Source organism: Citrobacter sp. Igbk 14 (assembly GCF_028069825.1).
In the GTDB taxonomy this organism is placed as follows: Bacteria; Pseudomonadota; Gammaproteobacteria; order Enterobacterales; family Enterobacteriaceae; genus Citrobacter.
In genome coordinates this window covers 1-18,891 of record NZ_JANEWM010000074.1, presented here as the reverse complement: position 1 = coordinate 18,891, position 18,891 = coordinate 1, and the positions used below count along the sequence as shown (strand labels likewise).

At 53.5% G+C, this 18,891-nt stretch carries 7 protein-coding genes and 1 other RNA gene; all 8 read right to left on the bottom strand.

Going from position 1 to position 18,891, the window contains the following annotated elements:
- A partial coding sequence (locus tag NNN64_RS20520; RefSeq protein WP_271442580.1) for a recombinase family protein occupies positions 1–670 on the bottom strand: 670 nt, incomplete at its 3' end.
- Between the two features lie 282 nt (positions 671–952).
- Positions 953–2,182, bottom strand: coding sequence for an integrase domain-containing protein (locus NNN64_RS20515; RefSeq protein ID WP_137468488.1), 1,230 nt, complete (start codon positions 2,180–2,182; stop codon positions 953–955).
- A 166-nt stretch (positions 2,183–2,348) separates the two neighbouring features.
- Positions 2,349–2,712: a transfer-messenger RNA gene (gene ssrA / locus NNN64_RS20510) on the bottom strand.
- 72 nt (positions 2,713–2,784) lie between these two features.
- Positions 2,785–3,948: an HlyD family efflux transporter periplasmic adaptor subunit gene (locus NNN64_RS20505; protein WP_271442581.1), complete on the bottom strand. Its 1,164-nt coding sequence runs from the start codon at positions 3,946–3,948 to the stop codon at positions 2,785–2,787.
- A gap of 7 nt (positions 3,949–3,955) precedes the next feature.
- The gene (locus NNN64_RS20500; RefSeq protein WP_271442579.1) at positions 3,956–6,142 is read right to left on the bottom strand and encodes a type I secretion system permease/ATPase; all 2,187 of its coding nucleotides are present in this window, start codon (positions 6,140–6,142) and stop codon (positions 3,956–3,958) included.
- Positions 6,139–7,548 carry a TolC family outer membrane protein gene (locus tag NNN64_RS20495; protein WP_271442578.1) on the bottom strand — a complete coding sequence of 470 codons (1,410 nt, stop codon included), beginning with the start codon at positions 7,546–7,548 and terminating at the stop codon, positions 6,139–6,141. Before NNN64_RS20495 ends, NNN64_RS20500 begins: the two co-directional genes overlap by 4 nt.
- A gap of 101 nt (positions 7,549–7,649) precedes the next feature.
- Positions 7,650–17,057: a BapA/Bap/LapF family large adhesin gene (locus NNN64_RS20490; protein WP_442870712.1), complete on the bottom strand. Its 9,408-nt coding sequence runs from the start codon at positions 17,055–17,057 to the stop codon at positions 7,650–7,652.
- On the bottom strand, positions 17,054–18,622 hold the full coding sequence (locus tag NNN64_RS23410; protein WP_442870711.1) for an Ig-like domain-containing protein: 1,569 nt from the start codon (positions 18,620–18,622) through the stop codon (positions 17,054–17,056). The genes NNN64_RS20490 and NNN64_RS23410 overlap by 4 nt, the downstream gene beginning before the upstream one ends.
- Positions 18,623–18,891 lie beyond the last annotated feature (269 nt).

Below are 18,891 nucleotides of genomic sequence, written 5' to 3'. Positions count from 1 at the left end.
CTATAAAGAGATCATAGATTCTATTTACAATTTTTATTTCATTTTTTGGTCCCGGAATTAATATTACCCTATCTGTTTGAATACTCTTTCTTTTGCGGAAATTCAATATTTCTTTAGCTGTGCCATTTTCGTCTACTAAAAGACGTCTCAGCCCATAACCAGCCATACCGCCTTGATGAAAACCAAGCTTTATTAAATTTACTTGCCCTATAAATACCTTTTCAGATAAATTCCTGCTGTGATATGCAGCACTTGATCTTTTTATATTCAGTATAACAGAGGACTCTAAAGGGAAATCTTTAGTGGGTATAGGTTCGGAACAATATATAAGATCTACACCATTTCTTTCAAATAGAAAGGAATAATATGCAGCTTCATCACTATTTTGAAAACGACCAAAACGGCTCACATCATAAAATAATACAGCCTGTATATCTATTTTCTTTTGTTCTACATCGCTAAGTAACTGCTGCAAAGAATGCCTGCCTACGATACTGACTCCGCTCTTACCTGCATCATCGTAGGTATAAGCGATTTCCATATTGTTCTTTTCAGCATAATCTTTGATATATTCGGACTGATTATGTAAAGAATATTGCTGATGGTCGGTAGACATCCTCAAGTACTGTGCGACCCTAACTCTATGATTTTTTTCATTTCCGCTAGCCATGCACAAAACCTCATGGATGATTCAATACAATGTAGAGGATAAAATTGATCAAATTTTAACCGAATTCAACTGTTTTATCATTGATTAGAGCGAATTTGGTAGTTCTTCGAGGTGTATGATAATCGAGAAGAGATGTGAATTATTTAGCTGATATGACCGACAGCTTTCGTTATGTGGCCTCAAGGTACCCATTTGTAAATGGCTATGCTTAGTCCACATAGGTTAATGGTGTGATCATTAATTCTTCAAATAAATCAAGATAGTTAACCCATCATGGAAGAGTTATGCGGCAATAACTTTGTATTTTTGAGACGAAACATAGTCACTCCACCATTGCATGAGAACCACACGTTCTGTGAGATACTCTGCACGATTGTAGGCTGCAATTATTTCATCTTTTTTCGAGTGGGCAAGGGCGGCTTCTAAGACATCAGTTCTAAACTTGCCACACTCCTCAGCCGCCGTTCTAGCGATTGATCGCATACCATGAGCTACAAGCTCACCTCCGAAGCCCATACGGATTATAGCCGCATTAGCTGTTTGTTCATGCATGTGATTGAGTGGAGCTTTGATACTGGGAAAAACCCACTCTCTATGCCCGCTGATGGCTTTCATTGAATCCAAGACTCGCAAAGATTCTTTGCTCAGTGGAACTTTGTGAGGCTTCTTCATTTTCATAAACTCCGCCGGGATGTTCCACATGCCGGTTTCTATATCAATATCTGACCATCTTGTGCGAACAGCTTCACCAGGGCGAACCCATGTGAGAAGTTGCCACTCAATCAGTAGCCTTGTTTCTAAACGGATAGAAGCATTGTTTAGAGCAACCAGGAAGCGGGGGAGTTCGGAAGGGGGTAATGCTGGCATATTCTGTTTTTTTGGCTTGCTGAACCGTTGCCCCAAGTTGTCAGCCGGATTGAATTCTATGAGCTCTTCTGTTGCTGCATAGCGGAATATTTCATTCAGCCGGGATATGACGCGGCGAAGTGTTTCAAGGACACCTCGTTTTTCTATGGGGTCTAAATGCTGTTTAAGCATTTTAGGGCGAATCTCCTTAATGGGGGTATCACCCAACGTTGGAAAGATATTTCTCTCTAGGCTTCGCCAGATGTCGTTAGCATGATCCTGGGAGATGCCTGACGTTTTGACTTTCTCATCAAGCCACTTCTTGGCTACTGCTTGAAATGTATGTTCCGTTGCATCCTTAAGGGCATTGGCTTTGTGGGTGTTATGAACTTGTGGGTCTATACCATTTGCAAGCAACGACAAGTACTCATCACGTAAAGCTCGTGCCTTCGCAAGTGTAAGGTGAGGATAGGTTCCTAAGCTCACCTTAGTTCGCTTTTTGGTCACAGGCACTGCATATCTGAAATACCAATTTTTCTTTCCTCCCTTCGCTAAGGGGGCGATTCGCAGGAGCAAACCATCGCCGTCAAAAAGGTTAACCTCTTTCTCGGCAGGTTTGGTGCTTTTGATTTCAGTGTCAGTGAGCTTCTTAGCGATTTTTGCCATGTTTGGGACCCTCATGTTTTGGACCCTTTGTGTTGGGTCCCAAAAAGGGTGCCATAACGAGTAGATTCTAGCAATTCTCGGTAGACTACTATAGACGTAAAAAAGCCCGCAAGGCTGGTTCCATGCGGGCTTGATAGACTTCACTGAACTTCAATATATCAAAAATTGGTGGAGCTGGCGGGAGTTGAACCCGCGTCCGAAATTCCTACATCCTCGGTACTACATGCTTAGTCAGTCTTTACATTCGCCTGGCACCTGCGGACAGACACGCCACTACCAGACTAGCCTGATTAGTTTTAACGCTTCAACCCCAGGCAGGGCATCCACGCGATCTCTTTTGGGTTTGACCTCTCTTTGATCCCCGTCTTAAGAGCGGAAGCTAGGGAGAGAGGGCTCAGAGCAGGTTATTAAGCTGCTAAAGCGTAGTTTTCGTCGTTTGCGACTATTTTTTTGCGGCTTTTTACGAGGCCAACCGCCCCTCGGCATGCACCTTGGGTTTCGCGAATCCCGTCGAATCCAGAATCAGCCCCAATGTGTTGCAGCAAGTATAACAGACTTGTGACACGCGTGACCAGCCCCCACAACCCCTTAACCGCAAGGATTTACCGCTCGCGCAGTGCTTCTTTTGCACGATTAAATGGTTTGATTAAATAGTCGACGATGGTTTTTTCACCTGTTTTTATATCCACAGTGGCAATCATGCCCGGTACGATAGAAAAATGACGTCCCAGCTTGTTCTGCAAAAAGTCCTGATGGGTACGTATGAAAACACGGTAGTAGAAGATCTCCGGCTTCACTTTGTCCTGAATGGTATCTGGGGAGATGGTTTCTACCACGCCCTCCAGTCCTCCGTAAATGGCGTAGTCATAGGCAGTAATCTTTACCAGTGCCCGCTGTCCGGGATGGATAAACGCGATATCGCGCGGCGACAGGCGGGTTTCAATCAGCAAATGATCGTCTACCGGGACAATCTCCATCATTTCGCCGTTAGGAGGGATAACGCCGCCAATCGTGGTGACCTGGATGTTTTTTACGATACCGCGCATCGGGGCGCGAACGGTCAGGCGGGTGACGGAATCTTCGCGACCTTTTAAGATGGCCGCCAGCATATCGACCTCGGCGTTGGCCTTCGACAGTGCTTCACGCGCCTGCACGTAATATTGCGAGCGCAGGTCGGTTATTTTGAGCCCAAGATCGCTTTTTTGTCGTTGCAGGCGCAGCACTTCCACATGGCTGGCGGCACCGCTTTTCTCCAGCCGTTGGGTGATCGCCAGTTCCTTGTTCACGGAGACCAGCGCATCCTGTAGTTCCACCATCGAATCGGCAAGCTGCGCCCGGCGGCTTTTATATAACCGGGTTTCAGAGGCGATAAGTTCCGGCCAGGCCTGCAGCGAGCTGGGGAACGTTAGCTGCAAATCGTTGACTTCGGCATTCAGTCTGGCGCTTGACGCTAAAGATGCACGGTATCGGGCGGCGCTTTCACCCACGTTGGATTCAGAACGCGTTGGGTCGAGGCGGGCGACAATCTGGTTGGCCTGAACTTTATCACCTTCGTGCACGCTGAGTTCGGCGAGGATCCCGCCGTCAAGCGACTGCAATATTTGTTCACGCGAGCTGGGGATGACTTTCCCACTGCCGGTAGAGACTTCATCCAGTTTACCGAAATACGCCCATCCCCCCAGGATGGCAAAAAGCAGTGTGCTGAGCAGAATAATGCGGCTGGCACCGGAAAAACGGTGTTCCCGGCGGATATCGAGGTCGTCCATGGCGGCGTCATGCGGATTGGTTTTCATTTTTCCACTCCCGACCGTGAGTCTGTGCAGGTGCCCGATTTGCATTTAGCGCCTGCGCTTTTGGGGCATCCATGACCAGCTGACCTTCTTTGAGCACCACCACGCGCTCGACCAGCTCCAGAACCGGAACGCGATGTGTGGCGACAATCAATGTGCGGTTGCCCAGCCACTGGTTTAACCGTTGTATAAATTCCCGCTCGGTGTGTTCATCCAGCGAGGCACTGGGTTCGTCGAGCAGTACGATATTGGGCGATCGCAGTAACATTCTGGCGAGCAGAATTGACTGACGCTGCCCGCCGGAAAGCCCATTACCGCCTTCCATAATGGGGTGTGCCAGCCCTTTGGCGAGTTGTTTGACGAATGCAGATGCGCCACTGACCTCCAGCGCTTCGAATATCTGCGTGTCGCTGGCATGCGGTGCGCCGAGTGTCAGATTCTCGCGTAACGTACCGAAAAAAAGCCGCGCGTTCTGGCTGAGAAAGCCGATATTGCGGCGTAAATCAGCCATATCGATTTGCGCCAGACTCAGGTTATCGAGTCGGACATCACCCTGAATAATCTCCACGCCGCCCGCCATGGCCTGTAGCAGGGTTGATTTACCCGCGCCGTTACGCCCGAGTATCGCAATCCGCTCTCCGGGCATCACTTCCAGGCGCGAGATGCGTAACGGTACGCGCTGGTCGTCACTGTGGTAGCGAAAGTGCGCATTTTCAAACAGATAGTGGCCGCGGAAGATTTCCTGGTGTATCCGGTCTTCATCGTGCTGCGTCTCGGTGGGAAGTTGCATAATGCTGTCCAGCCCCATTTTGGCTGCTTTGACCTGCTGCCAGCGAGCCAGCACACCACACAGGTTAGCCATCGGGGCGATCATCCGTGATCCGAGCATCGAGGCGGCCACCACGGCCCCGGTGGTCATCGTGCCTTCAATAACCATGGGCGCACCGAACATAATGATGGCGGCGTAAACCAGGCTTTGTACTGACATCCCCCAACCGATCAGCCCCTGGGTAAGCTTGCGTGTGCGTAGCCCGGACTCGCCAGTAATGCGGATATAGCTGTTCCATTGCTGTAAAAAGCGGTTCTCCGCCTGCATTAGCTTGATATCTTCCAGCCCCTGAACGCTTTCGACCAGCACCGCGTTGCGCAGAGTGGATTCATGTGCGGCCTGGTTAGCAAGTACCGCCAGTTTTTTCTGTAATAACAGCCCCGGCAGAATCATCAGAATGGCAGCGACGGGGGCTATCCACGCCAGCGGCGGAGCAATGCACGCCAGTACGACAATAAACAGCAGGAAAAACGGCAGGTCGACGATGGTCGACATGGTTGAGGAGGTGATCATCTCCCGGATCTGCTCCAGCTCGCGGAGTTGGGAAATAAAACTCCCTGTTGAGCGGGGAACCGCGCTATTGCGCAACCGCAGGGCATGACTGAACACCCGATCGGAAATGCGCATATCGGCGCGTTTACCCAGCAGATCCATAATGTGGGTACGTGCTTCGCGCAGCAGAAAGCCAAACAGGACCGCCACCAGAACGCCGGTTGAGAGAACATACAGCGTCGGATACGACTGGGCCGGAATCACCCGATCGTAGACCTGCATCGAAAAGATAATCCCGGCGAGCGACAGAACGTTAATCAGAAAAGCGGCAACCATCACCGGCAGGTAAGGGCGGATATCCTGTAAAACCAGTTCGCGCATCCAGTCCGGCTTAAAGCGAGAAATATAGCGGTCTACCCGACTGTCTTTTAGCGCCGAAAGCGGGCGCAGCGCGGTAATGCTTACGATCTCCGGCACCAGCTCTGCAACCGTCAGCCGGTTACGCTGCCCCTCTTCGGCGATGATAAAAACATCCAGCGCATCGTCACCGTTGAAATGTTCTAGCACCATGATTTGGCCGTCGCGCAGTTCAGCCACTACCGGTAAACGCCACTGGCTGAACGCCTGCTTTGTGGTATCCAGTGCGTGAAATGACAGGCCTGCCTGGCGCGCCAGTTGCGTCAGCGCGAGGGTGCGGTTTTTTCCTGCAAACCACGGAGCGTTGGCCTGGATTGCGCCGGGGGAGCAGGCAACGCGATAGTGGCTGGCAATATAGGTCATCGCCTGCGCCCACTGGCTCAGGGCCTGTTCGCCAATGGCCTCTTCAGCATGTGAATCGACGTCACTCATAGCTGTATCTCCACCGATTGAATGCTGCGGTTATTTAAGGCGAATGCCTGGCGTAGCGATCCGGTGTTGTAGAGGCAGTTCAGCTGTAACTGGCGTAGCTGGTTTTGGGTCTGGAGTTCAGCAAAACGGGCCTGGTACACTTCCTGTTCGGCGTTAAGAACATCAAGTAATGGGCGTGAGCCGAGATCCAGATACTGCTGTTGATACAGTTCACGAGTGCGTTCGCTCAGTCGCTGCTGGCGGCGCAGGATCTGTAATGCAGTCGCGAGGCTCATTGCCTGGCTGCGGGATTCCAGTAATTTTTGCCGTACTTCAAGTCGGGTGCGCTGAATAGAGTACTGTGCGGACTCTACCGCGTGGCTGGCGGCGTTGCGCCGGGCGGTGAGACCGCCGCCCTGATACAGCGGCATTTCGACTTTTACCCACGCTGAGTACTGCGTTTTGTCGAGCACCTCATGGCTGGGGTATTTGTCGTTGAGATAGTGCTGAACAGATGGCTCCAGGGAAATGGTTGGCGTCATCTGTGCGTTGGCGTAATCCAGATTGGCCTGTGCGACGTTCGCCTGCGCCCAGGCTGCCAGCACTGCAGGAACCAGCTTATCGTCGGGTTTAACGACATCGCAACTGCTGTCCAGTTTTACCGGAAACTCATTGCTGATGACGTTCAGTGAGCGCCAGCCGAGATAGCTCATCAACGTCGCTTTGCTACTGTCGAGATTGGCCTGATATTGCGCCAGCTGTGAACGAGCAGACTCAATACGCGCATCGGTTTGTACCACGTCAGACAGCGAGGTCGCCCCTTCATCATTACGTTCTCTGGTCAGTCGACCAATACCGTTTAGCGCGACCAGTTGCTCTTCGGCGGCATCCACCATCTGTTGCCATGTCTGAACCTGGACGATGGCATTGGCGGTGGCGTGGGCGACAGTATCGATGCTGAGTAACACGTTTGCCTGTTGTTGCGCCGAACCGGCGGCTTCGGCGCGCACCTGGCTGGCGACTTTGCCAAAGTCATACAGCATTTGTGACACCGAAATGACCAGTGCAGGGCTGAAGCCATGGTCGGTGTAGGTATTGCTGTAGCCGTTGTTCATTCCGGCTGTAACTTGCGGATAATATTTTGCTTTCGCCACGTCTATCTGCTCATTTTGCGAGAGCAGTTTGCCAATGGATTCACGAATAGAAGGATGCCAGCTCACTGCGCGGCTCACCGCGTAGTTAAGCGTCAGGCTTCCGGGAGCGGCAACGCTTAGCGGTAGATCGGCCACAGAGCCATCCAGAGAGGGAAGCATCTGACTGGTTGCCAGCCCTTCCGGCGTAATAATTTGCGGTTCATCTTCGGCATTCGCACGAACGGAACAGAACGTTAATGCCAGCAGTACAGCGACAGGGGCGACATTTCTCATAGTTTATCCCTTGCAAAATAGGGCAGTGACGACTGTTATTGCCCCGGACGTCATGGCATCCGGGGCTGTTGTTATCTCGTTATAGCGGTATGGCGTTCGTTTCAGGTCACAATGTGATTTTGTTGGATCAGCTCATCGAGCGTGGTGTGTACGTTCTCCAGTGTTACGAGGTTAGTGGTGTGGTACGTACTGCCTGTACCGTCGCGGTCAATGGAAACGACGGTGTTGTTACCGCTGGTGGTCACCGTGAGGTAGTTACCGAGCGTGGCATTTTGTCCGTTCCAGCCTACCAGCAGGTCGCCGATGTCGATTTTGTCGCCCTGCGCCAGCGAGAAGTTGGTCCAGGTGTCTGCCGTTCCGTTACCGCCCGTTGCATCGCTGGCATTAAGCAGGTGATAAATCAGCGTATCGCCGTAGACCGAGCCGATGATTACGTCATGCTGCGCGGTGCTTGCCATCTGTGGATTCATATTGATGGTCAGCGTCGCGGTGTCCGTATGCCCGTTTTGGTCGTTAAGCGTATAGGTAAATGTCTCTTTGCTGGCCATCGATGCCACGGTTGTACCCGGTTTCAGCGTATAGATGTATGAGCCATCCAGATTCATGGTCAGTGAGCCATAATGACCCTGAACTGTTGTGCTACTGATGCTGCTGGTTGGATTGAGTGTGGCGGTACTGCCGTTAAAGCCGGTGATAGTGAGCTGGGTATGGACGGTTGAGAGCTGATCGTGCGCGCCAGCGGCATCACTGCCATCAAAAATATTGCCATTCACCGTCGTGGTGTTAACGTCCCAGGTATTGAGGTGCCATGTCGTGCCCGTGACGTTCGGCGTAATGCTGACGTTGCCAACGGCCAGTCCCCCCATCGTTCCTGTGAAGCTGATGCTGTAATGACCCGCGGCTAGCTCGGCATTACCCAGTGAGACGGCAATTGAACTGCCTAACAGGCTGATAGCACTGGCGGGTACAGAGCCTGAAAGTGAGAATCCGTCAGGACCGGTGATTGTCCAGGTCACGCCCAGCGTACCGACGGTGATAAGGGTGCCGATGCTGAAGTTGAGCGTGGCGCCTTTCAGTACGTCATTTGTTGCGATGTCAAACGAACCTGAACCGGTTGCTTTGCTCCCCAGCGTCGGAATTGTCGCTGTGCCCAGCGCGCCGCTTCCGTATGCCGCAGAATCCTGAACGGTACTCACCGCCATCATGCCGCTGACGTCATTTACTGCGTCCAGCGCCTGCGGGGTCGCCGTAATGTTCAGCGAGGCGCTACCTGTATCGCCATTGGGGGCTTTGACCGTATAGACGAAACTGTCCGGTGTGCTGATGCTATCTGCACCCAGCCCGCTTTTCAGGGTATAGGTATAGTTCCCCTTCGCATCGATAGTCAGCGTGCCGTATTGTCCGTTAATACTGGTGGTGCCCGTCCCGTTAATCGCAACACCATTCACTTCGGTGATGACGCTGTTTATCGGAGCCGAGTCATTGACCAGAATATTACCGTTGGTTACCGCGCTGAGACTGTCCACCGCGTAGGTATGATCCGCCTGAATATTCAGGGTATAGCTGGTCAGTAACGTCAGGCCGCCAGAGGCGTTAAGCAGGAAAAGATAGTCACCACCCGGCAGCGTGATGGTGTACGCCGAAGAGCTGCCGCCCAGCAGCGCCGTAACCCAGTTTGGCTGCACCCGATATTGTTCATACTGCTGAATAGCCTCATTGAAGCGGTAGACATAGAGATCAAAACCGCCAAGCGTCACACCGAGGACACTCGCCTGGACGGTGAGCGTACGGGTTGCTCCGTCATCAACGTTGAATTTGATTGGGTTGGTCAACCCGTTGACCAGGCTGACGTCGAGGACATCACCCAGCCCGACATTTGCCAGTGTGAAGCCAGTTTGTTTTGACGTGCCGTGGTCGACTGCGATCACCTGGGTTCCGTAGGTCAGTGACGCCACATCATCTGCTGCCGTTACCGTGCTGGTGGTTGGGGCCTGGCCCAGCGTGACAACCAGTTTGGCTGAGGAATGGTCTGTGCCATGCGTCAACGTATAGGTGAAACTTTCGGAGCGGCCATACACCGATATTGCTGTATCGGTCAGGGTATAGGTATAACTGCCGTCCTGGTTAATATGCAGGGTGCCGTATTTACCCTGTACATTCACGCCGCCTGCCGTGACGTTTACCACGGTGCCGTTACCGTCGGTGATGGAGGTGACCAGCGTGCCGGAAGGGGTGTTATCCTGCCCGTTGGTGGGATCGGTATCGGTGATAATGTTACCGGATTCTGTGGTCCCCCCGGTGATGGTTCCGCCGTTGGTTTTCACCACAGCAACGTCCAGGCTGGTGTAAGCGCCGGTCGCCAACAGGTTCGTGTTGAAGCTGACCACGCGATAATCCCCGCCTGTCAGCCCATCATAATTGAGCGTCACTCCAGAGGCTCCGATGGTCAGCAAACTGGCGAAATTGGGTTTCGAAGTATCGACCACGGTTATCCAGGTGTTGTGCACGGTGTCATAGCGCTGGATAACAATCTCCATTGAGCTCAATAGTGACAGCACAATGCCGGTCGCTGCGGCGTTAATGGTGATGGAGCCACTACCGCCAGACTGGATGCTGAAATTAACGCTTGCCGTATCATTCCCCAGCACGTTGGCGACGCTACCCAGTGCGTTCACCAGCAGGAAACCGTAATCGCTTTGATGCTCAGTGCTGACTGTCACGTCAGTCTGTAGCGGCAAACGGGTGACATTATCTTCAGCCAGCAGAGGGAGTACCGGCGCGATGACGCTGGCAGGCGATGACGTGTTGCCCGCCGCGTCGGTTGCCGTTGCAGATAACGACTGACCTTCAATCTGGCGTACAGGCAAGGTGGCACTGTAGACCCCACTGCTGTTGGCGACCGCTGTCACGCTGGTGCCACCGGGCAGGGATATCGTAACCGTACTGCCGGCTTCGGCAATACCGCTCACAGTTCCGCCATCGGCGCTGATCAGAATCGTAGGGGGGGGCGGTGGCGTGGTATCCACAATGATGCTGAACGAGCCAGACAAAATGCTCGAGCCGTTGGCATTTGTGGCGTTGGCGGTAAACGCATGGTTGTCTTCACTCAGGGCGCTGCCTGGCGTAAAACTCCAGATCCCATTCCCGTCTGCGGTTGTGCTACCCATCAACGTGCCGTTGTTATACAGGTTGATAACGGCGTTTGCCTGCGCAGTTCCGCTCAGTGTTGGGCGGGTATCATTGGTGGTTTTCCCGGCGGCGACCAGGCCCGTGATAGTGCCGACATCATCGAATACGCTGGAGATCACCGGCGCGGGAGGAACACCGGTAAACGGGGCCAGCACGTTGCCGGCGGTGCCGATATTGCCAGCGGCATCCTGTGCGCTGACCTGCAGCGTTTGCCCACTAATTTGCGGTGGATTCAGGGTAAAGGTGAAGTTACCGGAAGCATTTGCTGTTGTGGTGCCGAGTACCGTTCCGCTACCGGAGGTGATAATGACCGTACTGTTCGCTTCGGCCACACCGGTTAACGTCGTACCATTGGTGTTGACCGCCAGCCCGGTTGGAACTCCGGGTGCGATGGTATCGACCACAATGGCTGCTGCAGACGAAAATCCACTGATATTCCCCGCAGCATCTGTCGCCGTGATGGTAAACGAATGAGCCCCTTGAGCCAGATCAGTGGACGGCGTGTAATTCCAGTTGCCAGTGCTGTCAGCCGTTACGCTGGTGACAAAACTGCCATTATCATAAATATCGACTCGCGCGTTGGCCTCTGCGGAGCCGTTCAGGGTTGGGCGTGCGTCATTGGTGGGCTGGTTGCTGCCAATCGCACCGGCGTTGGGGCCAACATCATCAATAATGCTACTTATTGAAGGCTGTGCCGGAGCCGCGGTGTCCACCACCACGGTAAAACCTGGTGTTGCGCCGCTGGTATTGCCTGCCGCATCGGTAGCGGTCACGGTGAAGGTATGGGACCCGGTCGCGAGCGGCGTGGTCGGGGTAAATGTCCAGCTATTATTGCTTTGCACCAGCGCAGTACCTAGCAGAGTGTTCCCGTCATAGATACTGACAGTGCTACCGGCTTCGGCGGTGCCGTTGAGCGTTGGGCGGGCATCGTTGGTGAGCTGCCCGTTGTTCAGCGCTGCATTGAAAACACCGCCTGCGATATCATCTATGACCGAGATCAGTTGTGGGATTGGCGGTGGGTTCGTATCGACATTAATAATAAATCCGCTTGAGGTGGCACCGATATTGCCGGCGGCGTCTGTGGCGATAGCAGTGAATGTATGTTGGCCGTTGCTCAGTGTGGGGGGCAGATATTCCCACGTCCCATCTATTGTGGCGGTTACCGTCCCCAGCAGCGTGCCGTTATCGTAAATCGCGACCCGGGCATTCGCTTCCGTTGAGCCACTGAGTAGCGGACGGGTGTCATTGGTCCAGGCCCCACTGGACAGAGTTCCGGTGCCGGGCTGTACGTCATCGACGGCCTGGATAATGGTGGGGGCAAACGGGGCAACGGTATCCACAATGATGTTAAATGTGGCGGATGACTGACTGACGTTTCCGGCTGCGTCCGCGGCGGTCACCGTGAGCGCATGGTTACCATTTCCAAGTACAGCTGTTGGCGTGAAGCTCCAGGCTCCATTGGTGTCTACCGGAGCGGTACCGAGATAGGTGCCATTGTCATAAATTTTGATCGTGGAATTGGCTTCTGCTGTTCCACTGAGCGTGGGTTGCGCATCATTTGTGGCCTGGCCGTTGTTCAGATTACCCGTCAGCGGGCCGACATCATCTGCTACCTGAGAAATGATGGGTATACCCGGCGATACGGTATCAACGATGAGCCCAAAGCCGTTCGATGCAGCGCTGGTGTTACCTGCACTGTCGGTCGCGGTGACGGTCAATGTATGCGGTCCGTTGCTCAGTGCATCCGTTGGGGTAAAGTTCCAGGTACCTCCCGCACCCACGGTAGTGGTGCCAATGGGTTGACCATCGCTCAGAACGGTAATGGTCGCCCCCACTTCGCCCGTACCGCTCAGTGCCGGACGTGTTTCGTTTGTCGTCTGCCCATTGGTTATCGCGCCTGTTGTGGGAGCCGTATTGTCCAGCACCGTGCTAATGGTAGGGGGCTGCGGGGCGATGGAATCCAGTTCGAGGGTAAAGGACGACGATACGCCTCCCATATTGCCCGCCTGATCGGTGGCAACGGCGGTAAAGATATGTTGCCCCTGAGTCAGTGGGGTATCCGGCGTGAAGCTCCAGTTGCCGGACTCATCAACCTGGGTTGTACCAATATCAACGCCTTTATCGCGGATGGTGATAGATGCGCCGATCTCTCCTTTGCCGTTCAGCGTGGGTTGTGCATCGTTAGTCAATTGTCCGTTAGTCAGCGATGTGTTGCCGGGTTGATCGTCAATCACCGAGGTAATGCTCGGTGCTGCGGGCGGCAGCGTATCAACAACCAGAACGAAAGGTGGGCTTGCCGGGCTGATGTTGCCAGCACCATCCGTGACGGTTGCGGTGAACGAATGATTGCCTTCACTAAGTGCTGGAGCCGGTGTAAAGCTCCAGTTACCGTTTTCATCGCTGGTGGTTGTGCCAATTACCGCGCCATTATCGCGAATGGTCACTACTGAATCGGCCTCGGTGACGCCAGCAAGCGATGGGGTGTTGTCGTTGGTTAGCTGTCCGGATGTAAGGGACTGCGGGATACCGACGTCGTCCATTACCGACACAATAGAGGGTGCGCTTGGGATTAACGTATCGACAATAATCCGGAAGCTGTTAGAGGGATCGCCCTGGTTGCCTGCAGCATCCGTTGCGCGTGCGGTAAAGATATGCTCGCCTTCTCCCAACCCATCTGTCGGGGTATAGCTCCAGTATCCGCTGCCACTCACGGTGGTTGTGCCAATCGCGACACCTTTATCGTAAAGGGTGATCGTCGCGCCCGCTTCGCCAGTTCCATTGAGGGTCGGGCGTGAATCGTTGGTAATTTGTCCGGTATCTAACGATCCTGTACCCGGTAACACGTCGTCAATTACGCTGGTGATCGCAGGGGCTTGTGGGGCGGCAGTATCGATAGTGATGGCGTAATTGGGCGATATGCCACTGTCTATACCCGCAACAGTTTGCGATACGGTGAAATTGTAAGTCGTGCCGTTTGTCAGCGGAGTGGATAATGGATAGCGCCATGCGCCGGAAACGGCATCGGCGGTGACCGTACCGATTACATTCCCATCCTGATAAATGTTGACCGTTGCTCCTGCCGTGGCGGTTCCTTGTAACAGCGGCAAGGTGTCATTGGTGGTTTTACCGTTGCCAATCGCTCCTGTAACAGGCGAGACATCATCAATGATTTCGAGAGTTGGCGGATGCGGAATGCTGGACGTGGCCGCGTTAAATGGCGTAGGGTCGCTGCTATTGCCCGCCTGATCCTGGGCGATTGCGTTCAGATTCTGCCCCGTAGTTTGTGCGGGTGAGATCGTGACGGTGTAGGCACCTGTGACGCTATTCGCAATGCCCTGGCCCAGTATCGTAGTACCACTTCTGATGATGACGGTGCTGCCCGGCTCGGCTGTCCCGCTTACCAGCGTGCCGTTCGGGTCAACATTGGTGACGATTGGCTCGGCGGGAGGCTGTGTATCGAGCTTCAGCGTTACAGGATTACTTGCTGACAACGAGTTACCTGCAGCATCTTGCGCACCGAAATATAGTGTGTGAGAGCCTTCGCCAACAAGGGGAACATCCACCTGCCAGGAACCATCCGCGCGAACTGTGGTTCTGACAATTTCAACATTGTTCTCCATGTAAATGATGACGCTGCTGCCTGGCGTACCAGTACCGATAAAGGTTGGGGTTGTATCGTTCGTGATACTACCATCGGTCAGCGAGCCGGTAATTCCCTCGACGTTATCCTGAATATCGGTGAGCTGTGGCTGGGTCAGAGCTTTGGTATTGATAGTGAATGAAATGCTGTTTGAGCTGTTGCTGGCGTTCCCCGCCGCATCGGTTGCAATGGCCGTCAGCGTATAACTTCCGTTTGCCAGCGCCGTCCCAGGAGTAATACTCCAGGTGGTGCCAACCACCGTTGTGGTACCGATAATCGTACTGCCGTTGTACAGCGTGATCGTGTCGCCGTCAGTGCCGGTTCCGCGAATTGTTGGCGTCGTATCATCTGTTATTGCGCCAGGCGCAAGATCGCCCTGGAAACCACCGACATTATCATTGACCGCAAGAATAACAGGGGGAGCAGAGGGCGTTGTATCGATCTCCAGAAGGATGGCATTTGATGGCGGGCTGACGTTGCCGGCAGGGTCAGTTGCGGTAATGGTAATCTGATAGCTGTCTGGATTGATGGGGTCGCCAGGTGTAAAGCTCCACTTACCATCTGCGCCCACCGTCGCGGTACCCAACGGTGCGGGATTATTACCAAGGTAGATGGAAATAAGGTCGCCGACACTCCCCGTGCCGCTGAACATTGGCGTGGTGTCGTTAGTTATGCCGTTGGTGACGACCCCGGTTATCGGATTGACGTCATCCGTAATGGTGGGTGGGAGCGGTTGCGTTGGCGGCAGATTATCCACCGTCAGCGTAAAGCCCGCCGATGGGATCCCTGTGTTGCCCGCGGCGTCGGTCGCCGTGGCGGTGAATTTATGCGGCCCATCTGCAAGTGAGGTTGGGGTAAATGTCCAGGTGCCGTCTGGCTGTACGGTAGTGATGCCGGCGAGGCCACCATTCTCATAAATCGTAATTGTCGCGCCCGGTTCACCTGTTCCTGACAGTTTGGGGGTGTCGCTTTTCGTGCTGCCGCCATTACTCAGTACTTTAGTTTCCAGGCCAATAAGCCCTTCCGCTGAGGTGATGATCGGGGCTGCGGGTGGCGTTGTATCGACAGTCAGCATGAAACTTCCGGCGGTACTGGCGTTACCTGCCGCATCTGTCGCGATAGCTGACAATGTGTGCGAGCCTTCACTAAGTGGCTGGGTGACAGGGAAACTCCAGGTTCCTCCGGCCACCACGGTGGTCGTTCCAATAGGCGTGGCACCATCGTAGACAGTGATGGTGGAGCCAACTTCTCCGGTCCCTTTCAGTGACGGCAGGTTATCGTTTGAGCGGCTACCAGAAGGCAAGTCAACGGGGGCATTTCCGACGTTATCGGTGGCGGCTGAAATGACTGGTACCCCTGGAGGCTGGGTGTCAACGGTAATGGTGACAGTCACGGGGGAGGTGACGACGTTACCGGCGGCATCCGTTGCGGATATGGTAAAACGATGGTCGATATCGGCAAGCTGCTTGTTGTCCGGGACGGTATAGCTCCAGGTACCTGACTTGTCGATGAGCATCACCGTCATCAGCAAACCGTTATCATACAGGTTCACCAGCGAGCCTGGCTCGCCGGTCCCTGAGAGGGTCGGCGTGTTGTCGTTGGTTATCCCGTTGTTATTCGCGATGTTACCGGTGATGGTTCCGACGTCATCGTTGATCAAAGTAATAGCCGGGACGGCCGGCGCGACGCTATCGACAATGATTTTCCAGCTGGCGGCGCTACTGGTGTTGTTGGCGGCATCGGTTGCCGTAACCGTAAACACGTGAGCGCCCTGGCTCAGCGCGGTGGTCGGCGTGTAGTCCCAGTTACCATTGATATCGGCGGTAACGGTGGTTAGCAGGGTGCCATTATCATAAATTTTTACCTGCGAGCCCGCTTCGGCAGTGCCCTTAATTTCCGGTTTATCATCGTTAGTCAGCGTGTTGTTATCAATTTTTCCGATGACATCGGGAACATCGTCTAAGACGGCAATAATAATCGGTTGGTCTGGCGCGGTAATATCCGGAGCCAGTGCGGAAGCGGGCAGACTTTCGTTGCCTGCACTGTCCGTTGCGGTCACTTTTACCGTTTCACCATTGATTTGTGACGGGGTGATCGACACAACAAAGTGACCACCACTGTCTGCCTGACCCACGCCAATCGTACTCCCGTTGCTGTTTTTTACGGTGATGGTGCTGCCGATTTCAGCATGTCCGCTCACTGAACCACCATCCCCGGCGACAATCACCCCTGTCGGCGCATCAGGTGCGGTGCTGTCTGGCGCTGTGAGTGCTGTGTTACCACTGGTATTGCCTGCGGCATCCGTTGCGTTGGCGACAAGATGTTCGCCGTTAGTTTGTGGCGGAACCAGTGTGGCGGTGAAATCTCCGTCAGCATCAGCGGTGGTTGTGCCAATGATAGTGCCACCAGGATTGAGAATATGTACGGTACTGTTGGGCTCTGCCGTGCCGGAAACCTGATCGCCCGCGTTATTGATTGTCAGGTTTGTGGGCGGTAGCGGGGCGGTGATATCGGGAGCGATCGCCGTTTCAGGCAAACTCGGGTTTCCTGCGGGATCGGTAGCGATAGCGGTGATGGTTTCGCCATTGGTTTGTGGTGGGTTTATGGTGACAGTAAACGAGCCATCTGGCCCGGTAACACCACTGCCGATTACATGATTGTTATTGTCGGTTATCGTCACGTACTGCCGGGTTCAGCCGTACCCGTGACGACAGCGCCATCGGCAGATACGGTCAGATCGTCTGGCGACAGCGGCGGCTGAGTATCGATATTGATATTGAAGGCCGTCGACATTCCCCCCGTACCCAGGTGGTTAGTTGCCGTCACGGTGAAAGCATATGAGCCGTCCCGCAAGTTTGTGCTGGAGGTCCAGTTCCAACTACCGTTGCTGTCGGCGACGACGCTGTCGATATATGCCCCGTTATTGTAAATTTTAACCGTACTGTTAGCCTCAGCTGTCCCGGAAAGCGTTGGGGTCGCATCATTAGTTGACTGATTGTTGAGCAATGGCCCAACGGAGGGAGCGACATCATCCATAACACTGACTATCACGGGTACGCCTGGATAACCGGAATTCGAGGCACTGAATGAAGTATCTGGCCCGATATTGCCTGCTTCATCCTGAATCTTTGCTGTCAGCGCTTCACCGTGTGTTTGCGCGGGCGATATGCCAATAGTGAAGGTACCGCCTGAACCGACGATTGCTGATCCCAGAACCTGGTTGTTACTGCCAATGATAGTGACAGTGCTTCCTGGCTCAGCACTACCCGTCACTGTAGTGCCTTCCTGATTCACTGAAGAAATTATTGCGGCGGCAGGTGGGGTTGTATCGATGGTAATGACCCAACTGTCTGAGATTGCGCTGCTGCCCACATTGTTTGATGCGCTGACCGTAAACTGGTGAGTACCTTCTGCAAGCGGGGAGGATGGAGTAAACGTCCAGTTCCCGTTGGCATCGATAGTGACCTGACCTATTTCGGTACCGTTATCGAAAATATGTAAGGTTGCGTTCGCGGGGCCAGTGCCCTGAAGTTCTGGCGTATTATCATTAGTAGACGTCTGTTGATTGACAAGACCAGTAATGGGAGCCTGATTGTCAGTGACGCTGGTAATAATCGGCACGGTGGGCATCGTGGGCGTTGTCGTGGGTGGCGAGCCGCCATCACCATTCCCTTCGTTGCCGTTGCCGTTGCCGTTGCCGTTGCCATTTCCGTCACCAGCACCATTTCCTTCATTGCCATTGCCATTGCCATTGCCATTGCCATTGCCATTGCCATTGCCATTGCCATTGCCGTTGCCAGCATTATTGCCATTTCCACCACCACCACCACCACCACCGCCTGCGGCGAGGCCGATTCCCCCAGCCACAGCGATCCCGCCAAGAACCCACGGCCAGACTGCGCCGCCTTCATGACTGCCTTCGCTCGCCATTAATGGGGTGAGGTCGTCCAGATGCTGGTAGTGGAATGCGCCATCCGTATCCTGAACCCACCATAGCGCACCGTTGCTATCTTCAAGTACGAGCTGGCTTTGTTCATCACCTTTGCCAACGTAAAAGTTTTTAATTGTGATGGTTTCACCGGAGCGGAGTGTGACAATCAGATCCTGATTTACGCGGGTAAGTTGACTGATTTCTTCACGAGAAACAGACAGCTTCACGATGGAAGGTGAATTGAGCGTGACTTCAGCAGCTTCAATATTTGTGGAAACACCAGTCAATTTTGATACAACGGCGAGTAGACGCATATATTCACTCCTGATGGCAGGCCGAGAGTATTAATCCACAATAGCGTGTTGGGAAAATGAGCTGACAGGTGCCCGTTCATCATATAGATGAGTTTGCACGTGTGATTTCATTGATTAGGTCACGCAGGTATCAGTTTGTTTATCGAATACGTCAGAGCCTTTAAGTCTGAATAGTTCTTTCGTATTAGATGATATAGTCAGAAAGGATGTATTACGCAAATTATCTATATTAAAAATACATTGGGACAATTGAAAAGGATACTTTCCAG